General features: G+C 73.3%; 21 protein-coding genes. 7 read left to right on the forward strand and 14 right to left on the reverse strand.

All coding sequences use genetic code 11. The annotated features are described in order from the left end of the window. Together VKK44_RS26830 and VKK44_RS26835 are read right to left on the reverse strand one after the other, a co-directional pair. Nucleotides 1-366 carry a hypothetical protein gene (locus tag VKK44_RS26830; RefSeq protein WP_343443963.1) on the reverse strand — a complete coding sequence of 122 codons (366 nt, stop codon included), beginning with the start codon at nt 364-366 and terminating at the stop codon, nt 1-3. After that, nucleotides 363-3,887, reverse strand: a complete 3,525-nt coding sequence (locus tag VKK44_RS26835) for an SseB family protein (RefSeq protein ID WP_343443964.1) — start codon at nt 3,885-3,887, stop codon at nt 363-365. The genes VKK44_RS26830 and VKK44_RS26835 overlap by 4 nt, the downstream gene beginning before the upstream one ends. A 152-nt stretch (nt 3,888-4,039) precedes the next feature. On the opposite strand from VKK44_RS26835, the gene mycP reads away from it, so the two are divergent. Next, on the forward strand, nt 4,040-5,248 hold the full coding sequence (mycP, locus tag VKK44_RS26840; RefSeq protein ID WP_343443965.1) for a type VII secretion-associated serine protease mycosin: 1,209 nt from the start codon (nt 4,040-4,042) through the stop codon (nt 5,246-5,248). Between the two features lie 49 nt (nt 5,249-5,297). Here the strand turns inward: mycP and VKK44_RS26845 are convergent, their stop codons facing one another. Together VKK44_RS26845 and VKK44_RS26850 are read right to left on the reverse strand one after the other, a co-directional pair. Next, nucleotides 5,298-5,591: a WXG100 family type VII secretion target gene (locus VKK44_RS26845; protein ID WP_343443966.1), complete on the reverse strand. Its 294-nt coding sequence runs from the start codon at nt 5,589-5,591 to the stop codon at nt 5,298-5,300. Between the two features lie 21 nt (nt 5,592-5,612). Further along, a complete protein-coding gene (locus VKK44_RS26850; RefSeq protein WP_091322065.1) occupies nt 5,613-5,930 on the reverse strand; it encodes a WXG100 family type VII secretion target in 318 nt (105 codons plus the stop codon). Nucleotides 5,931-6,188: 258 nt separating this feature from the next. Here VKK44_RS26850 and eccE point away from each other — a divergent pair, with 258 nt between their 5' ends. The 4 genes from eccE to rarD all read left to right on the forward strand — a co-directional run bounded on the left by eccE (nt 6,189) and on the right by rarD (nt 9,930). Then, nucleotides 6,189-7,973, forward strand: a complete 1,785-nt coding sequence (gene eccE, locus VKK44_RS26855; RefSeq protein ID WP_458351692.1) for a type VII secretion protein EccE — start codon at nt 6,189-6,191, stop codon at nt 7,971-7,973. Nucleotides 7,974-8,021: 48 nt separating this feature from the next. Further along, nucleotides 8,022-8,408, forward strand: a complete 387-nt coding sequence (locus VKK44_RS26860) for a phage holin family protein (protein WP_107154690.1) — start codon at nt 8,022-8,024, stop codon at nt 8,406-8,408. A 96-nt stretch (nt 8,409-8,504) separates the two neighbouring features. Then, the gene (locus VKK44_RS26865; RefSeq protein ID WP_343443968.1) at nt 8,505-8,936 is read left to right on the forward strand and encodes a GNAT family N-acetyltransferase; all 432 of its coding nucleotides are present in this window, start codon (nt 8,505-8,507) and stop codon (nt 8,934-8,936) included. Nucleotides 8,937-8,988: 52 nt separating this feature from the next. After that, the gene (gene rarD, locus VKK44_RS26870) at nt 8,989-9,930 is read left to right on the forward strand and encodes an EamA family transporter RarD (RefSeq protein ID WP_343443969.1); all 942 of its coding nucleotides are present in this window, start codon (nt 8,989-8,991) and stop codon (nt 9,928-9,930) included. 88 nt (nt 9,931-10,018) lie between these two features. Here rarD and VKK44_RS26875 read toward each other — a convergent pair whose 3' ends face one another. Both VKK44_RS26875 and VKK44_RS26880 read right to left on the reverse strand, forming a co-directional pair. After that, a complete protein-coding gene (locus VKK44_RS26875) occupies nt 10,019-10,708 on the reverse strand; it encodes an anti-sigma factor family protein (RefSeq protein WP_343443970.1) in 690 nt (229 codons plus the stop codon). Then, a complete protein-coding gene (locus VKK44_RS26880) occupies nt 10,705-11,199 on the reverse strand; it encodes a sigma-70 family RNA polymerase sigma factor (RefSeq protein ID WP_233219431.1) in 495 nt (164 codons plus the stop codon). Before VKK44_RS26880 ends, VKK44_RS26875 begins: the two co-directional genes overlap by 4 nt. A 267-nt stretch (nt 11,200-11,466) precedes the next feature. On the opposite strand from VKK44_RS26880, the gene VKK44_RS26885 reads away from it, so the two are divergent. Further along, a complete protein-coding gene (locus VKK44_RS26885) occupies nt 11,467-13,590 on the forward strand; it encodes a PhoX family protein (RefSeq protein WP_343443971.1) in 2,124 nt (707 codons plus the stop codon). A 71-nt stretch (nt 13,591-13,661) separates the two neighbouring features. Here VKK44_RS26885 and VKK44_RS26890 read toward each other — a convergent pair whose 3' ends face one another. Next, complete coding sequence (locus VKK44_RS26890; protein WP_343443972.1) at nt 13,662-14,444, reverse strand: IclR family transcriptional regulator; 783 nt, start codon at nt 14,442-14,444, stop codon at nt 13,662-13,664. Between the two features lie 153 nt (nt 14,445-14,597). Between VKK44_RS26890 and VKK44_RS26895 the strand changes: the two genes are divergently transcribed. Next, nucleotides 14,598-15,779 (forward strand): MFS transporter, encoded by a 1,182-nt coding sequence (locus VKK44_RS26895; RefSeq protein WP_343443973.1) that lies wholly within the window; start codon nt 14,598-14,600, stop codon nt 15,777-15,779. Nucleotides 15,780-15,997: 218 nt separating this feature from the next. Here VKK44_RS26895 and VKK44_RS26900 read toward each other — a convergent pair whose 3' ends face one another. From VKK44_RS26900 to nuoI, 7 genes are all read right to left on the reverse strand, one after another. Continuing rightward, on the reverse strand, nt 15,998-17,038 hold the full coding sequence (locus VKK44_RS26900) for a polyprenyl synthetase family protein (RefSeq protein ID WP_343443974.1): 1,041 nt from the start codon (nt 17,036-17,038) through the stop codon (nt 15,998-16,000). 90 nt (nt 17,039-17,128) lie between these two features. Next, a complete protein-coding gene (gene nuoN, locus VKK44_RS26905) occupies nt 17,129-18,682 on the reverse strand; it encodes an NADH-quinone oxidoreductase subunit NuoN (RefSeq protein ID WP_343443975.1) in 1,554 nt (517 codons plus the stop codon). Continuing rightward, nucleotides 18,679-20,211, reverse strand: coding sequence for an NADH-quinone oxidoreductase subunit M (locus VKK44_RS26910; protein ID WP_343443976.1), 1,533 nt, complete (start codon nt 20,209-20,211; stop codon nt 18,679-18,681). The genes nuoN and VKK44_RS26910 overlap by 4 nt, the downstream gene beginning before the upstream one ends. 64 nt (nt 20,212-20,275) lie before the next feature. Next, nucleotides 20,276-22,201, reverse strand: coding sequence for an NADH-quinone oxidoreductase subunit L (nuoL, locus tag VKK44_RS26915; protein WP_343443977.1), 1,926 nt, complete (start codon nt 22,199-22,201; stop codon nt 20,276-20,278). Between the two features lie 10 nt (nt 22,202-22,211). After that, nucleotides 22,212-22,511 carry an NADH-quinone oxidoreductase subunit NuoK gene (gene nuoK / locus VKK44_RS26920; RefSeq protein WP_089154544.1) on the reverse strand — a complete coding sequence of 100 codons (300 nt, stop codon included), beginning with the start codon at nt 22,509-22,511 and terminating at the stop codon, nt 22,212-22,214. Next, on the reverse strand, nt 22,508-23,278 hold the full coding sequence (locus VKK44_RS26925) for an NADH-quinone oxidoreductase subunit J (RefSeq protein WP_343443978.1): 771 nt from the start codon (nt 23,276-23,278) through the stop codon (nt 22,508-22,510). Before VKK44_RS26925 ends, nuoK begins: the two co-directional genes overlap by 4 nt. Beyond that, nucleotides 23,275-23,916 carry an NADH-quinone oxidoreductase subunit NuoI gene (gene nuoI / locus VKK44_RS26930; protein ID WP_343443979.1) on the reverse strand — a complete coding sequence of 214 codons (642 nt, stop codon included), beginning with the start codon at nt 23,914-23,916 and terminating at the stop codon, nt 23,275-23,277. Before nuoI ends, VKK44_RS26925 begins: the two co-directional genes overlap by 4 nt.

The following is a 23,916-nucleotide window of genomic DNA, read 5'->3' on the forward strand; positions in this document are numbered from 1 at the left end:
TCAGACCCGCTGCTCGCCCAGACCGGCCACCTCGGTCGCGGGCGCCCAACCCTGGTAGACGCCGAAGTCGAAGGCCTCCAACCCCATCGCCTCCGCCACCGGCCAGCGCCCCCCGGTGTACTCCACCCGCAACCAGCCCTCGTGCTCGGCCAGCACGATGAACGGCTGCCCCTGCCAGGTGCAGGTGGTCCGCACGTACGCCAGGTCGTCGACCTCGGCCGCCGGCACCACCCGGACGTACCGGCCGGGGCGCGCCTCGGTGAAGCCCTCATCCGGTTCGGGCTGGTAGAGCCGCACGTCGTCGCCGTCCGGGCTGGCCTGGTACTCCCGGCCGCGCCAGCGCGCCACGTAGCCGTCGCGGGTCACGCCCCGTCCGCCTTCCGCCACAGCAGCGCGTCGGTGTCCAACACCGCGACCAGTCGGGCGTCACCGCCGGCGGCGACCCGCCACAGCTCGGCGCCGTGCGGCAACCGGGCACTGTCCACCTTGAACTCGGCGATCACGTCGCTGCTCTCGCCCGGGGCGAAGCCGTTGCCCCGGAACGGGTACCGCTCGATCACCCAGCCCTCCATCGCCCGCATCGCGGCCTCGTTCTGCCCGCCGTACGGGATCCGGTAGAGGCTCGGCCGGTACGCCGGCCAGCGCAGCAGGTAGAGCTCCTCGGCGTCCCGGGAGAACGGGGACCCGGGATGGCCGAGACCGAGCGCGTCGAACAGCTCCGCCGGAGTACGCAGGTGGGCCAGCTCGCCGGCCCGGTGCACGAAACCGGAAACCCGGTCGTAGCCACGCTCCAGGTAGTAGGCGAGCTGGCTCGCCGCGATCGCCTTCTGCATGATCACCGGAGGGGTCGGTTTCGCCGGTGGCGCGTCCGGACGGGGCCCGGCCGTGGGCGCCGGTCCGGCGGCGGGTGGCTCCGGCTCGGTCTCCGGATCGTCGCCGAGTCCCACCTCGGCCGCCCAGTTGGCCAGCGCGAGAACCTGCTCCCCCGGGTACGCCGCACCGACCGGCGTGCCCGGGTTCACCCGGAACGACCAGGCCACGTCCGGCCACTGGCGGATGAGCTGGACGAACTTGACCCGTACCGTGTCGATCGGCCCGTCGGCGTGATCGGCGAGCCGCTCCGGCGAGGTGTAGACCGCCACGTACCGCACCCCGTCGACCGTCTCGGTGCGCCAGGCGAAACCCGGATCGCCGGGCCGGGTGCGCGCCGCCGAGTCGAACGCGACCGGCAACAGCACCCGGGCCAGCAGCAGCGTGGTGAGGAAGCCGTCGGTGTTACCGCTGGCGGCAGCCGCCAGCAACTCCTCCTCCACCTCGTTCGCCGGTACGAAGTCCGGTTCGGCCGTCGGGCGGCCGGTGCCGTCGGTCACCGGCTCGACGGGCGACTCCTCGGCCGGGGCGTACGGGATCGCCTCCGTCGTCTCCGCCGACGAGGCCGGCTCGTCGGACAGCGACGGCGCGAACAACGACGTGGTCGGCTCGTCGGACAGCGACGGCGCGAACAACGACGTGGTCGGCTCATCCGCGACCGGCACGAACGACGCAGTGGCCGGCTCATCCGCAACCGGCGCGAACAGCGACGTGGTCGGCTCATCGACGGCCGGCGCGGACAAGGACATCGTCGGCTCATCCGCGACCGGCGCGATCGACGCGGTGGCCGCCCCGTCCGCGGCCGGCGCGAACAACGACGTGGTCGGCTCATCCGGGGGTGACGGCGCAAACAGGGACGTCGTCGGTTCGGCCGGGGAGGACGCCGGCTCGAACAGTGACGTGGTGGCTTCCTCGGCGGAGGACGCCACCGGGGCGCCCCGCTCGTCCGACACCGACGACGGGGCGAACAGCGACGTGGTCGGCTCGAACAGCGACACCGTCGGCTCGTCCGGGGGCGTGGCCGGCCCGGCGAACGACACCGTCGGATCGTCCGACACCGGTGCCGCGTCCACCGGGACGGATGTCTCGGCCGGTCGGATCAGGCCGAACACCGACGTGGCCGGCTCGGCGGCCGGGGACGGGAACGGCGGGGTGGCGGCCGGCGAGAGCGGCGCCGCCGTCTGCCGCGCCGACCCGACCTGGTCGGAGTGCGACCCGGCGACGAACGGCTCGGTCGCGAACGGGTCGGTGACCGACGGCTCGGTGACGAACGGGTCGGTGACCGACGACCCCGTGGCGAACGGGTCGGTGACCGACGACCCGGTCGGGAACAGTCCGGTGGCGAACGGCTCGGTCGGCACCGCGTCAGCAGTGGACGGCTCGGTGGCGAACGGCTCGGACGCCCGGCGCTCGTCGGCCCGGGCGGGCTCGCCGACGGTCGGCGGCGCGGTCGGCGCGGAGGCGTCCACCCCGGACGCGACAGGGCCGGTGGCGGCGTACCCCTCGGAAGCTGGCCCGGCCGCCACGGGTGCGGTCAGGTCGCGGGCCTCGATGACGGTGCCCTCGATGACGATCGGCGTGAAGTCGCGGCGCGGCGCGGGCGGAGCGGACACCGGCTCGGCGATCGACGGCGGCAGCGCCTCGGCTTCCGCCGGGTCGTCGAGCGGGGCCAGGCCGGGCGCGTCGCGGTCGGTGACCGTCCCGGCCCACCGGTCCGGCGCGGGCGGGCCGGAGTGCCGGCGGGGCAGCGTCCGGGGGATGTCCTCGGGCGGCCGGGCCGGCCGGAACGGTGAGGTCGGCCCGGCCGGCGTCGGCGCCGGCTCGTCCGCCCCCACCCGGAACGCCCGGGTCTGGTCCTCGCGCACCGGCTCGTTCAGCGGCCGGCGCCGGGGGAACGGTTGGCCACCGGCGAACCGGGACGGCGGCGTCGCCCGCTCGCCGGCCCGCCGGGGGGCGTCCAGCGGCGAGGGCCGCCGGGTCGCCCGGCCCGACGTGGGCTCGAAGAAGGAGCGGGCCGGCGGTGGGGCCGGCGGCACCGGTGGCTCGTCCGGCGTTGCGCGGCCGGCGGCGAACGGGTCCGGCTCGTCGGGACGGCGACGCAGGTCGGTGAGCCAACCGTCGAGCGCGTCCGGGTCGGGTCCGTCGCCCGCCACGGCGCGGCCGTGGTCACCGGGCGCCGGGCGGCGGCGCGGCGCGGTCGGGGCGCGGCGGCCCAGGAGGGGAACGGATCGCATGGGTACGGTGGCCGGCTCCTCGGCCTCGGCCACCCACCCGCCGCGGCCGGACGGGACCGGTGCCGGCGGTGTCGCGGCGGCGGGAACCGGGACGGACGGTGCCTCGCGGGCGGGTTTCGGGACACCGAAGCGGCCGGACTCGGCGCCGCCGTCGCGGACCGGTCCGGGAGCACCGTCGCCGACCGGCGCCGAAGCACCGTCGCGGGCCGACGCGGAAGCACCGTCGCGGACCGGCGCGGAAGCACCGTCGCGGACCGGTCCGGGAGCACCGTCGCGGGCCGGCGCGGAAGCACCGTCGCGGACCGGTCCGGGAGCACCGTCGCGGGCCGACGCGGAAGCACCGTCGCGGGCGGCCCGGGCGGCGTTCTCCACCCGCTCCAGGCGGGCGCGGGCGCCCATGGTCCGGCCGGGCAGCCGGACGTCACCCCGGGCGAGCTGGGCTACGTACCAGGCGGGCAGGTAGCCCTCGACGGGCAGGCCGGGGTTCACCGCCAGCCACCACTCCTGGTTGGGCCAGCCGGCGGCCAGATCCGGGTACGCGACGAGACGCGTGGCGCCGGCGTTCTCGCCCAGACTGGCGCGCAGCGCGGCGACCGACGTGAACGCCAGCACGTGCGTGCGGCCCTCGGAGGTCCAGGTGCCCCACCCCGCGGTGGGGCCACCGGCGACCGGCAGCACCAGATCGACGCGGGTCAGGACGCGGAAGTACTGCTGCTGGTCCTGCGCTCGCAGCGCGTCCCGCATCGCCACCTCGGCCTCGGTGGCCGGCTCCCATCCGGTCACGGCCACCTCTCCTTCCGTGCACAGGCCACAGGCATCGCCTACAACCTACAAGGTGGAAACAAGATCACAATGCCTGGCCATCGACGGTCGGCCGTGGCGTCGGCGAGGCGCTAACATCCCGTTCCGGAGTCGACACGTTACGGAGGTCGTCGATGCCTCGGCCCCTCGCGCGCCCGACCGCGACCGCGCTGGCGACCCTCCTCGTCTCCGGCCTGCCGGCGGCCCCGGCGGCGGCGGCCCGCGCGCCGTCCGGCTGCGCCACGCCGCCCGCACCGGCCCGCCCGGTGGCCGAGCAACCGTGGCCCCAGCAACGGTACGCGCCGGACCGACTGGCCCCGCTCGCGACCGGCGCGGGCGTGGTGGTGGCGGTGGTCGACTCGGGCGTGGACCGGTCCCATCCGCAGCTCGCCGGCCGGGTGCTGCCCGGCGCCGACTTCCTCGACCCGGGCGGTGACGGCACCCGCGACTGCGCCGGGCACGGCACCGGCGTGGCAAGCATCATCGCCGCCACGCCCCGGCCGGGCGTCGCGTTCCGGGGGCTCGCGCCGGGCGCGCGCATCCTGCCGGTACGGGTCAGCGAACAGCAGGTGGTCGACGGTCGGGAGTCGGGTCGTACGGTCGACGCGGCCGACTTCGCCCGGGCCGTCCGCTGGGCCGTGGACCACGACGCCGACGTGCTCAACCTCTCGGTCGTGCTGTACGCGGACGACCCGGCGGTGCGCGCCGCGGTCGCCTACGCGGTGCGGCGGGACGTGGTGGTGGTGGCCGCCGCCGGCAACCTGCACGACAGTGGTGACCCCCGGCCCTTCCCGGCCGCGTACGACGGGGTGCTGGGCGTCGGCGCGATCGGGCGGGACGGGACGCGCGCCGCCTTCTCCCAGACCGGCCCGTACGTCGACCTGGTCGCCCCGGGTAGCGAGGTGCTGATGGCGGCGCCCCGGCAGGGCCACCGCCGGGCGGAGGGGACCAGTTACGCCACGCCGTTCGTCGCCGGCACCGCGGCGTTGCTGCGGCAGTACCGCCCCGGCCTGCACGCGGCCGAGGTCGCCGGGCGGATCGTGGCCGGCACCGACCCGGCGCCGGGACGGAGCGAGGGCTACGGCGCCGGGGTGCTCAATCCGTACCGCGCGGTGACCGAGTCGCCCGGCGGGGCGGACGCCCCACCCGAGCGGGGTGCCGCGCTCCCGGCTGACCGGCCGGACCCGGCCGCGCTCGCCCGCCAGTCCCGCCGGGCCACGGCCCGGAGCCGGGCGCTGCTGGTGGCCGGTGTGACAGGTGGCGCGGCGGTGCTCGTGGCGCTGCTGGCCGTGGTGCTGCCCCGGGGGGCACGCCGACGCTGGCACCCGGCCGGCCCGGCCTGACCGACGGACGGGGCCGGCCCGGGTGGTGGGCACCCGGGCCGCACCCGGCTCAGTGGAACAGGTTCGCGTTGCGCTTCTCGGTGTCGAGGTAGTCGGTCGCGGAGTCCTCCACCGCGAGCTTGATGTCGCGCAGCATCGCCTGCATGTCCTGCGAGGCGGCCCGCCACCGGGACTGCCGCTGCTCGTACGCCTCGCGCGCCGCACCGTTCCAGCTCGCCACCAGCGGTGCCGCGTCCCGTTCGAGCTGCCCGAGCTGGCTCTCGAGGGTGGTCAGCGCCCGTTGGATGTCGGCGCCGGCCTGTTGCAGGGCGGCGAAGTTGACGACCAGCACACCGTGCTCCATGGTTTCGATCCTTCCGATCATCTAGAGCGGCAGCTGGATGCCGCGGTTGGTGCCGGCCACCCGGCCGGCGGCCTCGGTGTCGGAGACGTCGTACTGGCGGCCGGCGGTGCGGATCGCGGTGGCCGTCTCGCGCAGTGCCCGTTGCAGGGCCGCCTGGTCCTGCGCCCACTGCTGCTTGACCTGCGCGAACGAGCGCCCGCCGGCGCCTCGCCACGCCTGCTGCAACACTTCGAGCTCGGCCATCAGGCCGCTGAGCATGGTCTGGAGCGACTGGTCGACCTGCTCGAACTTCGCGGCGGTCTGCTGCATCACCGCGGCTTCTGCCTGGGTCTGGGACATCCCGGACGTCACCTCGTCTCCTCGGTCGTGGCTGGCCACCGGCGTGACCACCGTGGACTCGTCGGCGCGGCGCTCGCGGCCGCCTGAGGGGGAGGGAGACGGCGGGCGCACGCGTAACGATTTTCGTCGCTGACGGTAGCCGTCCCGGTCCGGTTCTGCTACCCCCCGGGCCTCCCCTGTGGACAACGACGCCACTACGATGTGCCACGGCGGCGTCACCCGGCGGGCCGACGAGGAGGTGCGGTGACCGCGAGCACCATGGACCGGCCCGCGCCCGCCCTGCCCCCACAGTGGAGGGCGCGGCCCGGTCGACGGGTCCGCGCCGGGCAGATCGTGACGACACAGGTCGCGGCAGCGGTCCTGGTGGCCGCCGTGGGGCGGGGCGTCGTGCCGACCGCCGTCGCGCTGTTCTGCGCGGCGCTGCTGGTGCCCGCCGCGTGGGTCCGGTTCCGGGGCCGCTGGCTGCACGAATGGCTCACCGTCGGCGCGGCGTACCTCAGTCGTCGCCGCGCCCTGCCGCCGGCCACCGATCCCTCGGCGCTGCTGGACCTGGTCGGGCCGGGCACGGTGGCGCACGCCGCGGAGCTGGCCGGCGGTCCGGCCGCCGTGCTGCACGACGCCGCCGGGTTGACCGCGCTGCTGGAACTCGGCGATCCGGACGACCTGCTCGGCGACCGTCCCCAGTCGCTCCCGGCGCCGCCCGACCTGCTCCCGCCCGCCGGCCCGGAGAGCCCTCCGGTCCGGCTCCAGCTGGTCTTTTCCGCCTCGCCGGCCCCCGTGCCGGCCGTGGCGGCCGGTCCGGCCGGGACGTCCTACCGCCAGCTCACCGACGGTCGGCTGGCCGGGCGCGCCCGGGTGGTGCTGGCCGTGCGGGTGCTGCGGGCCGACGGCTGGTCGGACGACGAACTGCTGCGGGCGCTCTCCGGTACGGTCCGGCGGATCGTCCGCCGGCTCGGCCCGCTCGTCGGCCGGCCGCTGGGCGTGCCGGCCGCACTGCGGGTGATCGCCGAGCTGGCCCATCACGAGGCCGGCGCCCCGGCCCGGGAGACCTGGCCGCTGCTCACCGTGGGTGGGCTGACGCAGGCCACGTGGCGGCTGCGTCGCTGGCCGGATCCGCGGGGCGGGACCGCCGGTGGGCTGGTGCCCCGGCTGCTGGCCGTGCCGGCCACCGCCACCACCGTCGCGCTCTGCGTCGGCCCCCGCGCCGATGCCGCGGCGCCCCCGGCCGAGCTGACCGTCCGGGTGGCCGCCGGGAGCGTGGCGGAGCTGGCAATCGCCGAACGGGCCCTCGACCGGGTGGCCGGGGCCGCGGGCGCGGAACTACGCCGCCTCGACGGCGAGCACCTGACCGGGTTGGCCGCCACCCTGCCGCTGGCGGTGACCGGCGGCGCGGCACCTCCGGCCGGGCTGCCGCCGGCCGCGCCGGACCTGCCGGTCGGTGGGTCCGGCCTGATGGTGGGCGCCAACCGGCGCGGCGGCCCGCTCACCGTACGTCTGTTCCGCCCGGCGACGACCCGGATGCTGCTGGTCGGCGGCGTGCCCGCCGCGCAGTTGCTCGTGTTGCGGGCGCTGGCGCTCGGTGCCCGGGTGGCGGTGCAGACCACCCGGCCACGCGCCTGGGAGGCGTTCGCGCGGGGGGTCGGCGGTCCGGGCGACGGGGTGCCGTTGCTCCCGCCGGGGCGGCCGGTCGGCGGGGCGCCCGGTTCGCCGTTGCGACCGCTGCTGCTGGTGGTCGACGCCGGTCCGGTGCCGCCGGAGGTCGGTCCGGCGGCGGCCTGGCAGTCGGTGCTGGTGGTCCGCGACGAGCTGACCCCGGCGGACGCCCCCGCGCTGGCCCGCGCCGACCTGGCCGTCCTCCAGCCGCTCGACCCGGCCGAGGCGGAACTGGCCGGCACCGCGCTGGGTCTCGGCGGTTCCGCCGGCTGGCTCACCCGGATCCGCGACGACATGGTGGCGGTGGTCAACCGGCGGGCGCTGCGGTGGGCCCTGCTGTCGCCGACCCCGGTCGAGTCGCAGTTGGTCGGCCCTCCGACCCGTCGCTGAGGGCGTGCACGCTTCCGCCGGTGGTAGCGGCGTGGCACGATCCCGGCCATGGATTTCCTGAAGGGCCTTCTGATCCGGGTGGCGTCGACAGCGGTCGCCTTCTGGCTCGCCACGCTGCTCATCCCGGGCATCACGCTCGACTCCGGGTCCGCCACCGAGACGGTGACGACGCTACTGCTCGTCGCGGTGATCTTCGGCGTGGTCAACGCGGTGCTCCAGCCGATCATCAAGACCGTGGGTTGCGGGTTCTACCTGCTCACCCTCGGTCTGATCGCGCTGGTGGTGAACGGCCTGCTCTTCCTGCTCACCAGCTGGATCGCCGGGGAGGCCGGGCTGCCCTTCCACGTGGACGGGTTCTGGCCGGCGGCGGTGCTCGGCGCGCTCCTCGTCGGCATCGTCACCTGGATCCTGGGCGCGGTCCTCGACCGCGACTGAGACCCGACGCCCGCCCGGCACTCCGACCGGGCGGGCAGGCCAGTGCGCGGGAATTGGCTGGCGAGCGGCCCCCGGGGCGGCACTAGCCTCGGCCGGGTGTTCACCCTGACGCGCGCCGACGGCTACCAGCTCAGCACCGACCCCGACCGGCTCGACCTGGGCCGCGTACACACCTGGCTCGCCACTGACGCGTACTGGGCGCGGGGGCGGGAACGGGAGACGGTCGAGCGCGCCTTCGCCGGCTCGATCGGCTTCGGCGTCTACCGCCCCGGCGACGGCCAGCAGGTCGCGGTCGGCCGGGTGGTGACCGACCGGGCCACGTTCGCGTGGCTGTGCGACGTCTACGTGGACCGGGCCGAGCGGGGTCGCGGGCTGGGCACCTGGCTGACCGCCGGGGTCCGCGACCATGTGGCCGAGCTGGGCGTACGCCGGATCATGCTGGCCACGCTGGACGCGCACGGCGTGTACGGCAAGCTCGGCTTCCGCCCGGTGGCTGCGGACCGGTACATGGAGCTGGACGAGCGGTGACACCGCTCACCAGAAAGGATCAACAACCGGTTTCACCACTTACGGTGGAGCGGTGAACCAGCTCCGCCTCGGCTATCTGTACGGCATCGGCGCGTACCTGCTCTGGGGTTTCTTTCCGATCTACCTGAAACTGCTCCGGCCGGCCGGACCGGTGGAGATCCTCGCGCACCGGATCATCTGGTCGGTGGCGTTCGTGGCGCTGCTGCTGGCCGCCATGCGCCACGTCAGTTTCCTGCGGGCGCTGGCCCGGCGGCCCCGGGCGCTGGCCGGCATCGCGTTCGCCGCCGCGCTGATCGCTGTCAACTGGGGCACCTACATCTACGGCGTGAACTCCGACCGGGTGGTGGAGACCGCGCTCGGCTACTTCATCAACCCGTTGGTGTCGGTGCTGTTCGGCGTGCTCGCGCTGCGGGAACGGCTGCGTCCGACGCAGTGGGCGGCGCTCGGTGTCGGCGCGCTCGCGGTGGCGGTGCTCACCGCCGACTACGGGCGCCTGCCCTGGCTGGCGCTCACGCTCGCGTTCAGCTTCGCCGGGTACGGCCTGGTCAAGAAGCAGCTCGGCCTGCCCGCCGCCGAGGGGCTCTTCGTCGAGTCGGCGGTGCTGGCGCTGCCCGCCCTGGCGTACCTGGGCTGGCTGTCGGCGCGCGGCGACTCGACGTTCGGGCACGTCTCCGCCGGGCACACCGCGCTGCTGGTGCTGGCCGGCGCCGCCACCGCGATCCCGTTGCTGCTCTTCGCCGGCGCGGCCAACCGGCTGCCGCTGTCCACCGTCGGCATGCTCCAGTACCTGGCCCCGATCCTCCAGCTCGGCTGCGGCGTGCTGATCTTCCACGAGCCGATGCCGCCGGCCCGGTTGGCCGGTTTCGCCCTGGTCTGGCTGGCCCTGCTGGTCTTCACCGTCGACGCGCTGCGCCACACCCGCCGCACCCGCGCCGCCGCCCGGATCCCCGTTCCCACTCCGCACTCCCCCGCACCCCCTGCCCTTCCGCGCTGATTCCCGGAAAGCGGGGCCATGGGGCGCGAAACAGCCACGCTTTCCGTGAATCAGCGGCAGAGGGGTGGGGGGATGGGCGAGTGGGCGGTCAGCGCAGGTCGTAGGCGAGGACGGGGGTCTCGTCGCCGCGCAGGAGTTCCAGGCGGACCAGGTCGCCCCGGGTGAAACGGGTGACGCCGGAGAAGCGCAGGTCGTCACCGGGGGCGGCCAGCCAGGAGCCGATCTGCTCGGTCGCGCCGTCCGGGCCGTGCGCCACCAGCCGGAACGTGTACGCCTCGCGGTGCCCGGCCCGCCGGTCGTAACCGCAGTGCATGGTGACCTCGGTGCCCCACGGCGTCTCGGTCAGCCCCACCTCGGCGTGCACCGGCGCGGTCCCGGCGACCGGCCGCATCGAGGTCAGCGCCACCGGTCGGGTGGTCGGCGCGGCCGGCGGCCGGAGCACTGTCACGCCGACGCCGGCCAGCACCGCCAGCACGGCGGCGGCGAGCGCGGTCGACGCGTACCGTCGCCGGGCGCGGGACCGGTCGCGGTGCTTGCGCGCCCGCGCGGCGTCGAGCAGCGCGGGCAGCCGCGACGTCTTCGGGCCGACCTCCAGGAACTGCTCCAGCCCGGCCGGGTCGAGCCGGCCCAGCAGGCCGGGGAGCACGGCGATCTCGGCCACCGCCTCCCGGCACTGCGCGCAGCCGCCCAGGTGCCGCTCGTAGGCGGCGCGGTCGGCCGGGGCGAGGGCGCCCAGCACGTACGCGCCGTCGTCGTGCGCGAACTCGCAGCGGGTCATCCGGTCACCCCCATCTCGGCCAGCGCCAACCGCAGTGAGCGCAGCGCGTAGTGGGTGCGCGACTTCACCGTGCCCGGCGGTACGCCCAGCCGGGCAGCCGCCTCCGCCACCGACCGACCCTGGTAGAAGCATTCGACCAGCACCTCGCGGTGGGTCGGGCTGAGCCGGTTGAGCGCCTCGGCCACCGTCCACGCCTCCACCGCGCGCTCCGTCTCGTCGACCGTCTCCGCGGTTTCCGGCAGCTCGTCGGTGTAGACCTCGCCGACCCGCGCCGAGCGTCGACGCCAGGCGTCGATGGCCAGGTTCCGGGCGGTGGTGAACAGCCAGGCGCGGACCGAGCCACGGCGTGGGTCCAGCGACTCCGGGTGCCGCCAGGCCCGCAGCAGCGTCTCCTGCACGAGGTCCTCGGCACGCGGCCGATCGCCGTTGACCAGTCGCAGGGCGTGCGCGAACAGCGCGTCGGCGTGCTCGTCGTGCAGCGCGCGCAGCAGTTGGGCGTCGTGGTCGCTGATGGCGGTACCTCGCTTCCCGCGACGGGGAGACCGGCGACGCGTTCGCCCGTCCGGGCGGTTGCGTTCGCCCTTCCATACGTGCCGTGACACCGAACGGTTCAGCCGCAGGTCAGGCCGGAGCTGTTCACGTCCGGTTCACGTTCGGGCCGACGGCCGCTCACCACGTGCTGGCACCGTCCGGCAGGTACGCGCCCGGGCCGACCGCCCGGGCGCGCCGTCCGACGTCCGACCAGGAGGCTCCACCACATGAGCGACCGTCCTCGCCTGCTTCCGCTGCTGGGTGCCACCCGCCACGGCAGCCGCGACGCGATGACCTGTCTGTACCGGTGCGGAAACGCCTGCGACCACCCGGTGCCCAACTCTTCCGACAACCCGTACTTCGGCGACCTGGTCGACGCCGAGGTCTCCCGGCGCGGCGTGGTCCGCGCCGGCGCGGTCGGCGCGCTGGTGCTCGGCTTCGGCGGCACCGCCGTGGGCGCGCTCGCCGGCGCGGCGCCGGCCGCCGCCGCGCCCGCCACGCCGACCGCCCCGGGCACGGACGAGGCCGCCGCCGCGTTCGGACGCCCGGGCAGTGGCGCGCTGACGTTCAAGCCGATCCCGCCGAACAAGCTCGACACGCTCGTCGTGCCGAACGGGTACGACCACGCCGTCGTCATCAAGTGGGGCGACGAGGTGGTCCCCGGCGCGCCCGCGTTCGACGTCCACCACCAGAGCGCCGCCGCCCAGGCCAAGCAGTTCGGCTACAACAACGACTTCGTCGGCGTGCTGCCGATCGACCGCAAACGCGCGCTGCTCGTGGTCAACCACGAGTACACCAACGAGGACCTGATGTTCCCCGGCTTCACCGGTCAGGACGCGCTGACCGTGGAGCAGGTACGGGTGGCGATGGCCGCGCACGGCATGTCCGTGGTGGAGCTGGAGCGGGTGGCGGACACCGGGCAGTGGCGGCCGGTACGGCGCGGCCGGCGCGAGTACAACCGTCGGGTCACGGCGCTGGCCACGAAGTTCGAGCTGACCGGCCCGGCCGCCGGTTCGGCGTGGCTGCGGACCGCCGCCGACCCGAAGGGCCGGACGGTTGTCGGCACGCTGAACAACTGCGCCGGCGGCGTCACCCCGTGGGGCACCGTGCTCTCCGGTGAGGAGAACTTCAACCAGTACTTCGTCGGCGGCGACGGCGCGCCGGAGGAGCTGAAGCCGAAGCTGGCCCGGTACGGCATCCCGACCGACGTGCGCTACCCGAGCGGCAGCCGCAAGTGGGACCGCGCCGACGAGCGCTTCGACCTGGCCCGGCACCCGAACGAGGCACACCGGTTCGGCTGGGTCGTCGAGATCGACCCGTTCGACCCGCAGGCCCGGCCGCGCAAGCACACCGCGCTGGGCCGGGTGAAGCACGAGGGCGCGAACGTCATCGTGGCCCGCAGCGGGCACGTGGTCGCGTACATGGGCGACGACGAGCGCTTCGACTACCTCTACAAGTTCGTGTCGGACAAGAAGTTCATGCCGGGCAACTCCTGGGTGGCCCGCAAGCACAACCTGACGCTGCTGGAGTCCGGCACGCTCTACGTCGCCACGCTGACCGGCGACAGTCCGGCCGGTGAGATCGACGGCAGCGGCACGCTGCCCGCCGACGGCGGCTTCTCCGGCCGGGGCCGGTGGATCAAGCTGGTCAGCGGCAACCGCTCGTACGTCGACGGGATGACCGCCGCCGACGTGCTCACGTTCACCCGGCTGGCCGGCGACAAGGTCGGCGCGACCAAGATGGACCGTCCCGAGGACGTCGAGCCGAGCCTGCTCACCGGCAAGGTCTACGTGGCGTTGACCAACAACTCCGACCGGGGCAAGGCCGGCAAGGCGCCGGCCGACGAGGCGAACCCGCGTAACGCCAACAAGCACGGGCAGATCCTGGAGCTGGTCGAGGAGCGCGGCGACAACACCGCCGAGGCGTTCACCTGGTCGCTGCCGATCGTCTGCGGCGACCCGGCCGACGCGTCGACGTACTTCGCCGGCTACGACAAGACGAAGGTCTCGCCGATCTCCTGCCCGGACAACGTCGCGTTCGACGCCACCGGGAACCTCTGGATCTCGACCGACGGCAACGCGTTGGGCAGCAACGACGGCCTGTTCGCCACCGCCGTCGAGGGTCCGGAGCGGGGCCACCTGAAGCAGTTCCTCACCGTGCCGCTCGGCGCGGAGACCTGCGGCCCGTTCATCACCCGGGACAACCGGTCGGTGTTCGTGGCCGTGCAGCACCCGGGTGAGATCTCCGGCGCGACGGTGGAGAACCCGGCCTCCACCTGGCCGGACGGCGACTTCGCCAAGCCCGGCGTGGTCGTCACCTGGCGCCTCGACGGGGGCCCGGTCGGCAGCTGAGCCAACCCCGGGGCGGTCCGGCGCTGGACCGCCCGCTGGAGGGCCACCATCCGGCCAGGATGGTGGCCCTTTCAGTTCTCGGTGGCGATCCCGTCGGCGATCGCCCGCGCGGCGGTGAGCAGCTTCGCCCGTACCACGCGTGCCGAGGTCATCATCTCGCTGGCCGGCAACGCGCAGGCCAGCACCACCCGCCGCTCGATGTCCTTGTCCGGGGTGACCAGCACCGCGGCGCACGCCACGCCCTGCCGGAACTGGCCCAGCTCCAGCTGCATGCCGCGCCGGTCGCCGGCGGCCAGGTCGGCCTCGAACGCCTCGACGGTGGTCAGGGTGGCGGTGGTGAACGGCCGCATGCCGTATTCCCGCAGGTAGCGGAAGCGCTGCTCGGCGGTGAGCGTGGCGAGCAGGCTCTTGCCGAGCGCGGTGGCGTGCGCGCCCTCGTCGAAGCCCGGCACCAGATCCTCCAGGTACGGCGAGCGCGCCCCCTCGGCGCACGCGGTCACTGCCACCTGCCCGCCCACGAAGCGGCCGAGGTAGTGGCTCCAACCGGTCTCCACGGCGGCCCGACGCAACGCCTCACCGACCGCGGGCGGGCCCCGGAACGCGGTGACCAGCTCGCGGTAGCGGTCGGCGATCTCCAGTCCGACGATGTACGTCCCGTCCTCGCGCCGGATCACGTAGCCCTCGTACGCGAGCGTGCGCACCAGGTGGTAGGTGGTGGCGACGGTCAGCTCGCAGCGGCGGGCGATCTGCTTCACGGTGAGGCCCCTCGGTGCACGGCCGACCGACTCGAGCACTCGAAGCGCGCGGGAGACGCTGCGGATCAGGTCCGAAGGTTCCGCCAGAGGGTCGCGCACAACTACCTCCGCCGCCGGGGGCTTACACCATATGAAAAAAGGTCCGAGTGCGAAATGCCTGTTCGGGTCGAGGATGTCAGATCACCGGGCACAGACCGTGCATCGACAGACACGATCAGCAGCGAAAACGCGGCCGGCGTAGGTTGACCGGCAATGACTGAAACAATTTCGCGAACCAACCGGGCAGCTACCGGGCGACCCGTCCGGGTCGGCGTCGGGGCCACCGTCACCACGATCGCCTGCGTCCTGCCGGTCTTCCTGGTCGGCGGTCTGGCCGTGCAGCTCGGCGACGAGCTGGGCTTCAGCCCGGCCGGGCTGGGCCTGGCCGTCTCGATCTACTTCGGCATCAGCGCGCTGGCCTCGGTGCCCTCCGGCGCCCTGGTCGAGCGGTACGGACCGGCCCCGGTGGCGCGCGTCGCCATCGCGCTCTCCGCCGGCTCGCTGCTGGCCGTGGCCGGCCTCGCCCGGTCGTACCCCACGCTGGTGGCGCTGCTCGCGCTCAGCGCCGCCGCCAACGCGCTCGGCCAACTCGCCAGCAACGCCGCGTTGGCCGAGCACGTGCCCGCCCACCGGCAGGGGCTCTCCTTCGGCGTGAAGCAGGCCGCCATCCCGCTCTCCACGCTGCTGGCCGGCGCGGCAGTCCCGACCATCGCGCTGACCGCCGGCTGGCGCTGGGCGTTCGTGGTGGCTGCCGGGGCCGCGCTGGCCGCACTGGCGGCCGTTCCCCGGTCCGGTCGGAACCGGCGCACCCGGTCCGCCTCCGCCGGCCGGGGCGACGGCCGGGCCGCGCTGGTGGTGGTCGGGCTGGCCGCGACGCTCGCGGCCGGCGCGGCGAACGCGCTGGGCACGTTCCTCGTCGACTCGTCGGCCGGGCGGGGGCTCTCCCCCGGCCTGGCCGGCCTGACGCTGACGCTCGGCAGCGCGGTGTGCGTGTCCGCCCGCGTCGGTGTGGGGTGGCTGGCCGACCGGCGGGCCGGCGGGCACGTCGGCGTCATCGCCGGGCTGCTGGTGGCGGGCTCGGTGGGGCTGCTCCTGCTCGCGGTGGCCGGGCCGGTGCCGCTGCTCGCCGGCGTGGTGCTCGGCTTCGGGCTCGGCTGGGCCTGGCCGGGGCTGCTGACCTTCGCGGTGGTCCGGCTCCACCCGCAGGCCCCGGCCGCCGCCACCTCGATCACCCAGACCGGCGTGTACGCGGGCGGCTGTCTGGGCCCGCTCGGTCTCGGCGCGCTGGCCGGCGCGGCCGGCTACCCGGCGATGTGGCTGACCGCGGCCGGAGCCATGCTCCTGGCGGCCGTGCTCATGCTGCTCGCCGCCCGCCTGCTGTCCCGCCCGACCTGATCCCTACGCCGTGGGCCGCTCGGGACGCGCAGGGCGCCGAGGGAAGATACCGCCTCGGACGGTTATGACCAGGAGTCATATTTATGACCGTGAGGTATATGGCTCGACCACGACCTGTTCCTGGCGGAGACCACGCTCGGTAGCGGCCGGGGACAGCAGGAGACCGCACCGGCGTCCGCGGTCCGGACGTGCGGAAGTCACCTCTCGACCGGAACGGGTCAGCTGGTGCGGTCGGCGATGTAGTCGCAGAGGGATTCGAGGGCGCGGCGGGCGGGGCCCTCCGGGAGCGGGGCCAGGTGGGCGCGGGCGTCCTCGGCGTAGCTGCGCACCGTCTCCCGTGCGCGCTTGAGCGCCGGGGACTCGCGGAGCAGCGAGAGCGCCTCGGCGTGCAGCGCGTCGTCGACGAGCGGGCCGGTGGCCAGGATCTCCCGGAGTCGCACGCTGGCCGCGTCCGAGTCGTCGCCGGCGAGCGCGTAGAGCACCGGCAGGGTGGGCACGCCCTCGCGCAGGTCGGTGCCGGGCGTCTTGCCGGACTGCACCGACTCGCTGGCGATGTCCAGCAGGTCGTCGGAGAGTTGGAACGCGACGCCGATGACCTCGCCGTACCCGGCCAGGGCCTCGGTGTGCGCGGCGGACGCGCCACCGAACATGCCGCCGAAGCGGGCCGAGGTGGCGATCAGCGAACCGGTCTTCTCGGCGATCACGTGCAGGTAGTGCGCGACCGGGTCGGTGCCGCGCGGGCCGACCGTCTCGGCGATCTGGCCGTGCACCAGGCGGGCGAACGTGCGCGCCTGCAACCGGACCGCTTCTGGGCCCAGGTCGGCCGCGATGTCCGCGGCCCGCGCGAAGAGGAAGTCGCCGACCAGGATGGCCACGGAGTTGCTCCAGCGGGAGTTGGCGCTCGGCGCGCCCCGCCGCACAGCCGCCTCGTCCATCACGTCGTCGTGGTAGAGCGTCGCCAGGTGAGTGAGCTCCATCACCACGGCCGCCGGCACCACCTGGGCGGCGTCCGGGTCGCCGAACTGCGCGCCCAGCGCCACCAGCAGTGGCCGGAACCGCTTGCCGCCGGCCTCCATCAGGTGCCGGGCCGCGTCGGTGACCAGCGGGTCGGCGCTGGCCACGCCGGACCACAGTTGGGTCTCGACGCGGTCGAGGACGCCCAGCACGGACGCTTCGACGCGCGGGTCGGCGAGGTGCAGGCCGAGCGCGCCGAACTGACCTGAACGCTCGCCAGCCGGGTTCACCACGTCTTCAACCATGCCACACCCGTTCGACCTGCTCGGTGAGGGGGATACGGACCGGGGGCCGGTACGCCACGGCGTACCGGCCCCCGGGTGGAACCACTTCCGTCATCGGACGAATTCGGCGGCACCGGTGGTCAGGTCCAGCAGGGGCCCGGGGACCACACCGAGGACCAGCGTGGCGAGCACGCCGATCATCAGGGCGGCCGAGGTGAGCGCGCCCGGCACGGTCACCGTCGGGGTCGCCTCACCCGGCTCCGACAGCCACATCATCACCACGACCCGCAGGTACGGGAAGGCCAGCACCATGCTGGTCAGCACGCCGGCGATCACCAGCCAGGCCTGGTCGGCCTCCAGCGCCGGGCCGAAGACCGCGAACTTGCTGGTGAAGCCGCTGGTGAGCGGGATGCCGGCGAACGCCAGCAGGATGAACGTGAAGATCGCCGCGAAGAACGGCGAGCGGCGGCCCAGCCCGGCCCAGCGGGACAGGTGGGTGGCCTCGCCGTCCGCGTCCCGCACCAGCGTCACCACGGCGAACGCGGCGAGCACCGAGAAGCCGTACGCGGCCAGGTAGAACATCGTGCCCGACAGCCCCTCCTTGCTGGGGGCCAGCACACCCACCAGCAGGTAGCCGGCGTTCGCGATCGACGAGTACGCCAACAGGCGCTTGATGTCCGTCTGGGTGACCGCCAGCACGGCGCCGACCAGCATGGTCAGCACCGCCACCGCGCCGATGACCGGCGTGAAGTCCCAGGAGGCCCCGGCGAACGCGACGTGGAACACCCGCAGCAGCGCGCCGAACGCGGCGACCTTCGTGCAGGCCGCCATGAAGCCGGTCACCGGCGTCGGCGCGCCCTGGTAGACGTCCGGCGTCCAGACGTGGAACGGCGCGGCGGCGGCCTTGAAGAGCAGGCCGATGGCGAGCAGCGCCATGCCGGCGAAGAGCAGCACCTGGCTGGACGAGGACTCGCCGACCGCGGCGTGCACGGTGGCGAAGTCGACGCCGGCGCCACGGCCCGGGATGCCGGAGGTGAAGCCGTAGATCAGGGCCACGCCGAACAGGAAGAACGCCGAGGCGTACGCGCCGAGCAGGAAGTACTTCATCGCGGCCTCCTGGCTCAGCAGCCGCCGGCGGCGGGCCAGCGCGCAGAGCAGGTAGAGCGGCAGCGAGAAGACCTCGAGCGAGATGAACATGGTCAGCAGGTCGTTCGCCGCCACGAAGATCAGCATGCCGCCGATCGCGAACGAGATCAGCGGGTAGACCTCGGTGGCCCCGCCGACGCCGTCGGCCTGCTTCCGGTCCTCGGGCGACTCGGCGGTGACCGCCGCGTGCGCCACGAATGCGCCGCCCCGCTCCACCGTGCGCTCGCCGACCAGCAGCAGCGCCATCACGGCCAGGACCAGGATGGCGCCCTGGAGGAAGAGCGTCGGCCCGTCCACCGCGATCGCGCCGCCGGCGGTGACCAGCCGGGCGTCGGACTTCAGGATCACCATGGTGATCGCGGCCAGCGCCGCCACCAGGGCGAGCGCGAGCTGCACCGCGTTGCGCAGCCGGCGCGGCACGAACGCCTCGACCAGGACGCCCAGCAGGGCGGCGCCCAACATGATCAGGATGGGAGCGAGCGCCGCGTAGTCGATCGACGGCAGCTTCAGTTCACTCACTTTGAAGCCTCCTGGACGCTGCCGACCTCAGGGGCGGGATCGGACTTGCCGACGTCCTGCATGGTCGCCTGGACGGCGGGGTTGATGACATCGGTGACCGGCTTGGGATAGAAGCCGAGCAGCACGATCAGCGCGATCAACGGCGCGACGACGACCTTCTCGCGCAGGCTGAGGTCCCGACGCATGCCCTGGACCTCGGTCAGCGCCGGGTTCAGCGTGCCCTGGGTGGTGCGCTGCACCATCCACAGCACGTACGCCGCCGCCAGGATGATGCCGAGCGTGGCGATCACCGCGACCGGCTTGTTGACGGTGAACGTGCCGATCAGCACCAGGAACTCGGAGACGAACGGCGCGGTGCCGGGCAGCGCCAGCGAGGCCAGACCGGCGAAGAAGAGCACGCCGGCCAGCACCGGCACCAGCTTGCCCGCGCCGCCGAAGTCGCTGATCAGCGCCGAGCCGCGCCGGGCGATCAGCATGCCGACCACCAGGAAGAGCAGGCCGGTGGCGAGACCGTGGTTGAGCATGTAGAGCACCGCGCCGGTGCCGGCCTGGGTGGTGAACGCGAAGATGCCCACCCCGATGAAGCCGAAGTGCGCGATCGAGGTGTACGACACCAGCCGCTTCAGGTCGTTCTGCCCGACCGCCAGCAGCGCCGCGTAGATGATGCCGATCACCCCGAGCGCCATCGCCCACGGCGCGAACCAGCGGGACGCCTCCGGGAAGAGCGGGAGGCAGTAGCGCAGGATCCCGAACGTGCCGACCTTGTCCAGCACGCCGACCAGCAGCGCCGCCGCGCCGGCCGGTGCGGCGCCACCGGCGTCCGGCAGCCAGGTGTGGAACGGGAAGAACGGCGCCTTGATCGCGAACGCGAGGAAGAAGCCGAGGAACAGCCAGCGGGCGGTGTTGGTGGCGAACTCGGCCTGGCTCAGCGTCTGCCAGTCGAACGTCTTGCCGCCGACCACCCAGAGGCCGATCACCGCGGCCAGCATGAACAGGCCGCCGACCAGCGAGTAGAGGAAGAACTTGACCGCCGCGTACTGCCGCTGGTGGCCGCCGTAGCTGCCGATCAGGAAGTACATCGGCACGAGCATGACCTCGAAGAACACGTAGAACAGGAAGACGTCGGCGGCGGCGAAGACGCCGATCATCGTGCACTCGAGGACGAGCAGCAGCGCGAAGTAGACCGGCACCGAGCGCTTCGACGACTCGGCGTCGTGCCACGACGCCAGGATCACCAGCGGCACCAGGATCGCGATCAGCATCAGCATGACCAGCGCGATGCCGTCCACCTCGAAGGTGAACCGCACACCCCAGTTCGGGATCCACGCGTACGACTCGCGGAACTGGAACCGGTCACCGCCGGCGGAGAAGGCGAACCACATCACCACCGAGAGCACCAGCACCAGCAGCGACCAACCGAACGCCACCAGCTTGGCCAGGTCCGGCCGCCTACGTGGCAGCAGGGCCACCACCAGCGCGCCGACCAGCGGCGCCACGGTCAGCACCGAGAGGAACGGGAAGTTGGACATTATTCGGCCTTACCTCCGTCGTGACTGCGTGGCCCGCCGGCGGGGGCGGCCGCGTTGAGGTCGATCACGCCAGCCACCCCGCCTGCACCGCCAGGAACGCCGCCACCACGAGCAGCGCGCCGGTCAGGATCGAGGTCGCGTACGACCGCACGAAGCCGGTCTGCAGCCGCCGGAGCCGGCCCGATCCCCCGCCCACCGCGGCGGCCAGGCCGTTGACCAGCCCGTCGACGCCCCGGTTGTCGAGGAAGACAAGCGCCCGGGTGAGGAAGATGCCCGGCTTCTCGAAGACCGCCTCGTTGACGGTGTCCGTGTAGAGGTTCTTGCGGGCGGCGGTGACCAGCACGCCGGCCGGCTGCGGCTCGGTGGCGGTGCCGTTGCGGAACAGGAACCAGGCCAGCCCGGCACCGAGCACCGTCAGCAGCAGCGAGAGCACGGTGATCACCCAGTGCGCGAGGACCGCCTCGTGGCCCTCCTCCTGGACACCCAGGCCGGCGGTCGCCTCCAACCAGTCCGGCACGGACGTGGCGAGCAGGAAGCCCGCGCCGACCGAACCGATCGCCAGCAGGATCAGCGGGATCGTCATCAGCTTCGGCGACTCGTGCGGGTGCTCGATGTCCTCGGTCCAGCGGGCCGGGCCGTGGAACGTGAGCACGAACAGCCGGGTCATGTAGAACGCGGTGAGCCCGGCGCCGATCAGCGCGGCCATGCCGAACAGCCAGGCCGTCCAGCCCTCCCGCTCGAAGGCGGCCACGATGATCGGCTCCTTGGAGAAGAAGCCGGAGAACGGGAACATGCCGATGATGGCCAGCCAGCCCATCATGAACGTCAGCCAGGTGACCTTCATGTACTTCGACAGGTTGCCGAAGCGGCGGATGTCCACCTGGTCGTTCATGCCGTGCATGACCGAGCCGGCGCCGAGGAACATGTTGGCCTTGAAGAAGCCGTGCGCCAGCAGGTGCACGATGGCCAGCGCGTACGCCGCGCCGCCGAGGCCGACGCCGAGGAACATGTAGCCGATCTGGCTGACCGTGGACCAGGCCAGCACCCGCTTGATGTCGTCCTTCGCCGCGCCGATGACGCAACCCATCAGCAGCGTGAGCGCGCCGACGCTGACCACCACGAGCTGGAGCGTCTCGTTGGCCGAGAAGATCGGGTTGGAGCGGGCGATCAGGTAGACGCCGGCGGTGACCATGGTGGCCGCGTGGATGAGCGCCGACACCGGGGTCGGACCCTCCATCGCGTCCGGCAGCCACGCCTGGAGCGGGAACTGGCCGGACTTGCCGGCGGCGCCGAGGAGCAGCAGCAGGCCGAGCACCAGCACGGTGGTGGAGGTCAGCGAGCCGACCCCGTTGAACACCTCGTCGTACTGGGTGGTGCCGAGCATGGCGAACATGACGAAGATGCCGATGGCCAGGCCGGCGTCGCCGACCCGGTTCATCAGGAACGCCTTCTTGCCGGCGGTGGCCGCGCTCGGCCGGCCGTACCAGAAGGAGATCAGCAGGTACGACGCCAGGCCGACGCCCTCCCAGCCGAAGTAGAGCATCACGTAGTTGTTGCCGAGCACCAGCAGCAGCATCGCGGCGACGAACAGGTTGAAGTACCCGAAGAACCGTCGCCGGCCCTCGTCGTGCGCCATGTACTCCACGGCGTAGAGGTGGATCAGGAAACCCACCCCGGTGATCAGCAGGACGAACACCGCGGCCAGCGGGTCGAAGAGCAGACCGAAGTCCACCTTCAGGTCGCCGACCGTGATGAACTGCCAGAGGCTCTGCTCGACCTGCTTGTTCTCCAGGCCGCGTAGCTGGAAGAAGTAGGTCAACCCGAGCACGAAGGCGGCGCCGATGGCCGCCACGCCCAGCCAGTGGCCCCAGCGGTCCGCCCGCTTGCCGAGCAGCAGCAGGACCGCCGCGCTGACCAGCGGGATCGCCACCAGCAGCCAGACGCTGCCCAGGAGCCCGCCGGCTTGCGCGAATTCCACAGTCTCTTCCACCACGAGCCCCTCAGTACTTCAGCAGGTTGGCGTCGTCGACGCTGGCCGAGCGCCGGGTCCGGAAGATCGCCATGATGATCGCGAGCCCGACCACGACCTCGGCCGCCGCCACCACCATCACGAAGAACGCCATGATCTGGCCGTTCAGGTCGCCGTTGATCCGGCTGAACGTGACCAGGGTCAGATTGGCCGCGTTGAGCATCAGCTCGACGCACATGAACAGCACGATCGCGTTGCGGCGGACCAGCACGCCGACGGCGCCGATGGTGAACAGCACCGCCGCGAGGATCAGGTAGTAGTCCGGCGTCATTTGTCAGTGCCCTTCAATGCGGTCTCCTCGGCCGTCATGTCGCGCACCGGCATGATCTCCGGGATGCCGCGGTCGGTCAGCCGGCCGTCCGGCAGGCGGGCCGGCGTGGCCACCGAGGAGGAGGTGGCAAAGACGCCCGGACCGGGCTTCGGGCCGGGGTAGTTGCCGGGCCGGAACCGCGCCTTCATGGTGGCGACCTGGTCCATCCGGTCCTCCTTGCGCCGCTCCACGTGCGCCAGCACCATCGCGCCCACCGCGGCCGTGATCAGCAGCGCCGAGGTCAGCTCGAAGGCGAAGACGTACTTGGTGAACAGCAGCCGGGCGATGCCCTGCACGTTGCCCTCGGCGTTCGCCTGGTCGAGCCCGGCCGCCCGCACGCCGTCGAGCGCGCGGTAGAGCCCGGTGCCGACCAGACCGGCGAAGCCGAGCCCGAGCACCACGGCGGCGACCCGCTGGCCGCGCAGCGTCTCGATCAGCGAGTCGGACGCGTCCCGGCCGACGAGCATCAGCACGAACAGGAAGAGCATCATGATCGCGCCGGTGTAGACGATGATCTGCACCATGCCGATGAACGGGCCGGCCTGGAGCACGTAGAACACGCCCAGGCAGAGCATGGTGAGCACCAGCCAGAGCGCGGAGTGCACCGCGTTGCGGGCCCACACCATGCCGAGCGCCCCGATCAGGGCCAGCGGGGCGAGGATCCAGAACGTGACCTCCTCACCCCCGGTCACGTCGCCCGCCGCGGCGAGCACCGTAGAAGTGGTCATACCCCTGCTCCCTTGCCCGCCTCGGACCGCTGCGCGGCCTGCTCGGCGCCGGGGAAGGTCACGCCGGGGTGCTCCTCCACCTGGTACCGGCCCGGGCCCATCGGCGAGTGCTCGGCGCCGGCCGAGGTGCCCGGGTTGGTCAGCGCACCGACGTAGTAGTCCTTCTCGCTGTCGCCCAGCCGCATCGGGTGCGGCGGCTGCTCCATGCCTTCGAGCAGCGGCGCGAGCAGCTGCTCCTTCGTGAAGATCAGGTCCTGCCGGTTGTCCCGGGCCAGCTCGTACTCGTTGCTCATGGTGAGCGAACGGGTCGGGCAGGCCTCGATGCAGAGCCCGCAGAAGATGCACCGGGCGTAGTTGATCTGGTAGTTGCTGGCGTACCGCTCACCGGGGGAGAAGCGCTGCTCCTCGGTGTTGTCGCCACCCTCGACGTAGATCGCGTCGGCCGGGCAGGCCCAGGCGCACAGCTCGCAGCCGATGCACTTCTCCAGCCCGTCCGGGTGCCGGTTGAGGATGTGCCGCCCGTGGTAGCGCGGCGCCGAGACCGGCGGCTTGAACGGGTAGTCGGTGGTAACGACCTTCTTGAACATGTGCGAGAAGGTGACCCCGAAGCCCTTGAACGTTCCGGTGATCGCGCCCAC

Source organism: Micromonospora sp. DSM 45708 (assembly GCF_039566955.1).
Taxonomy (GTDB): Bacteria; Actinomycetota; Actinomycetes; order Mycobacteriales; family Micromonosporaceae; genus Micromonospora.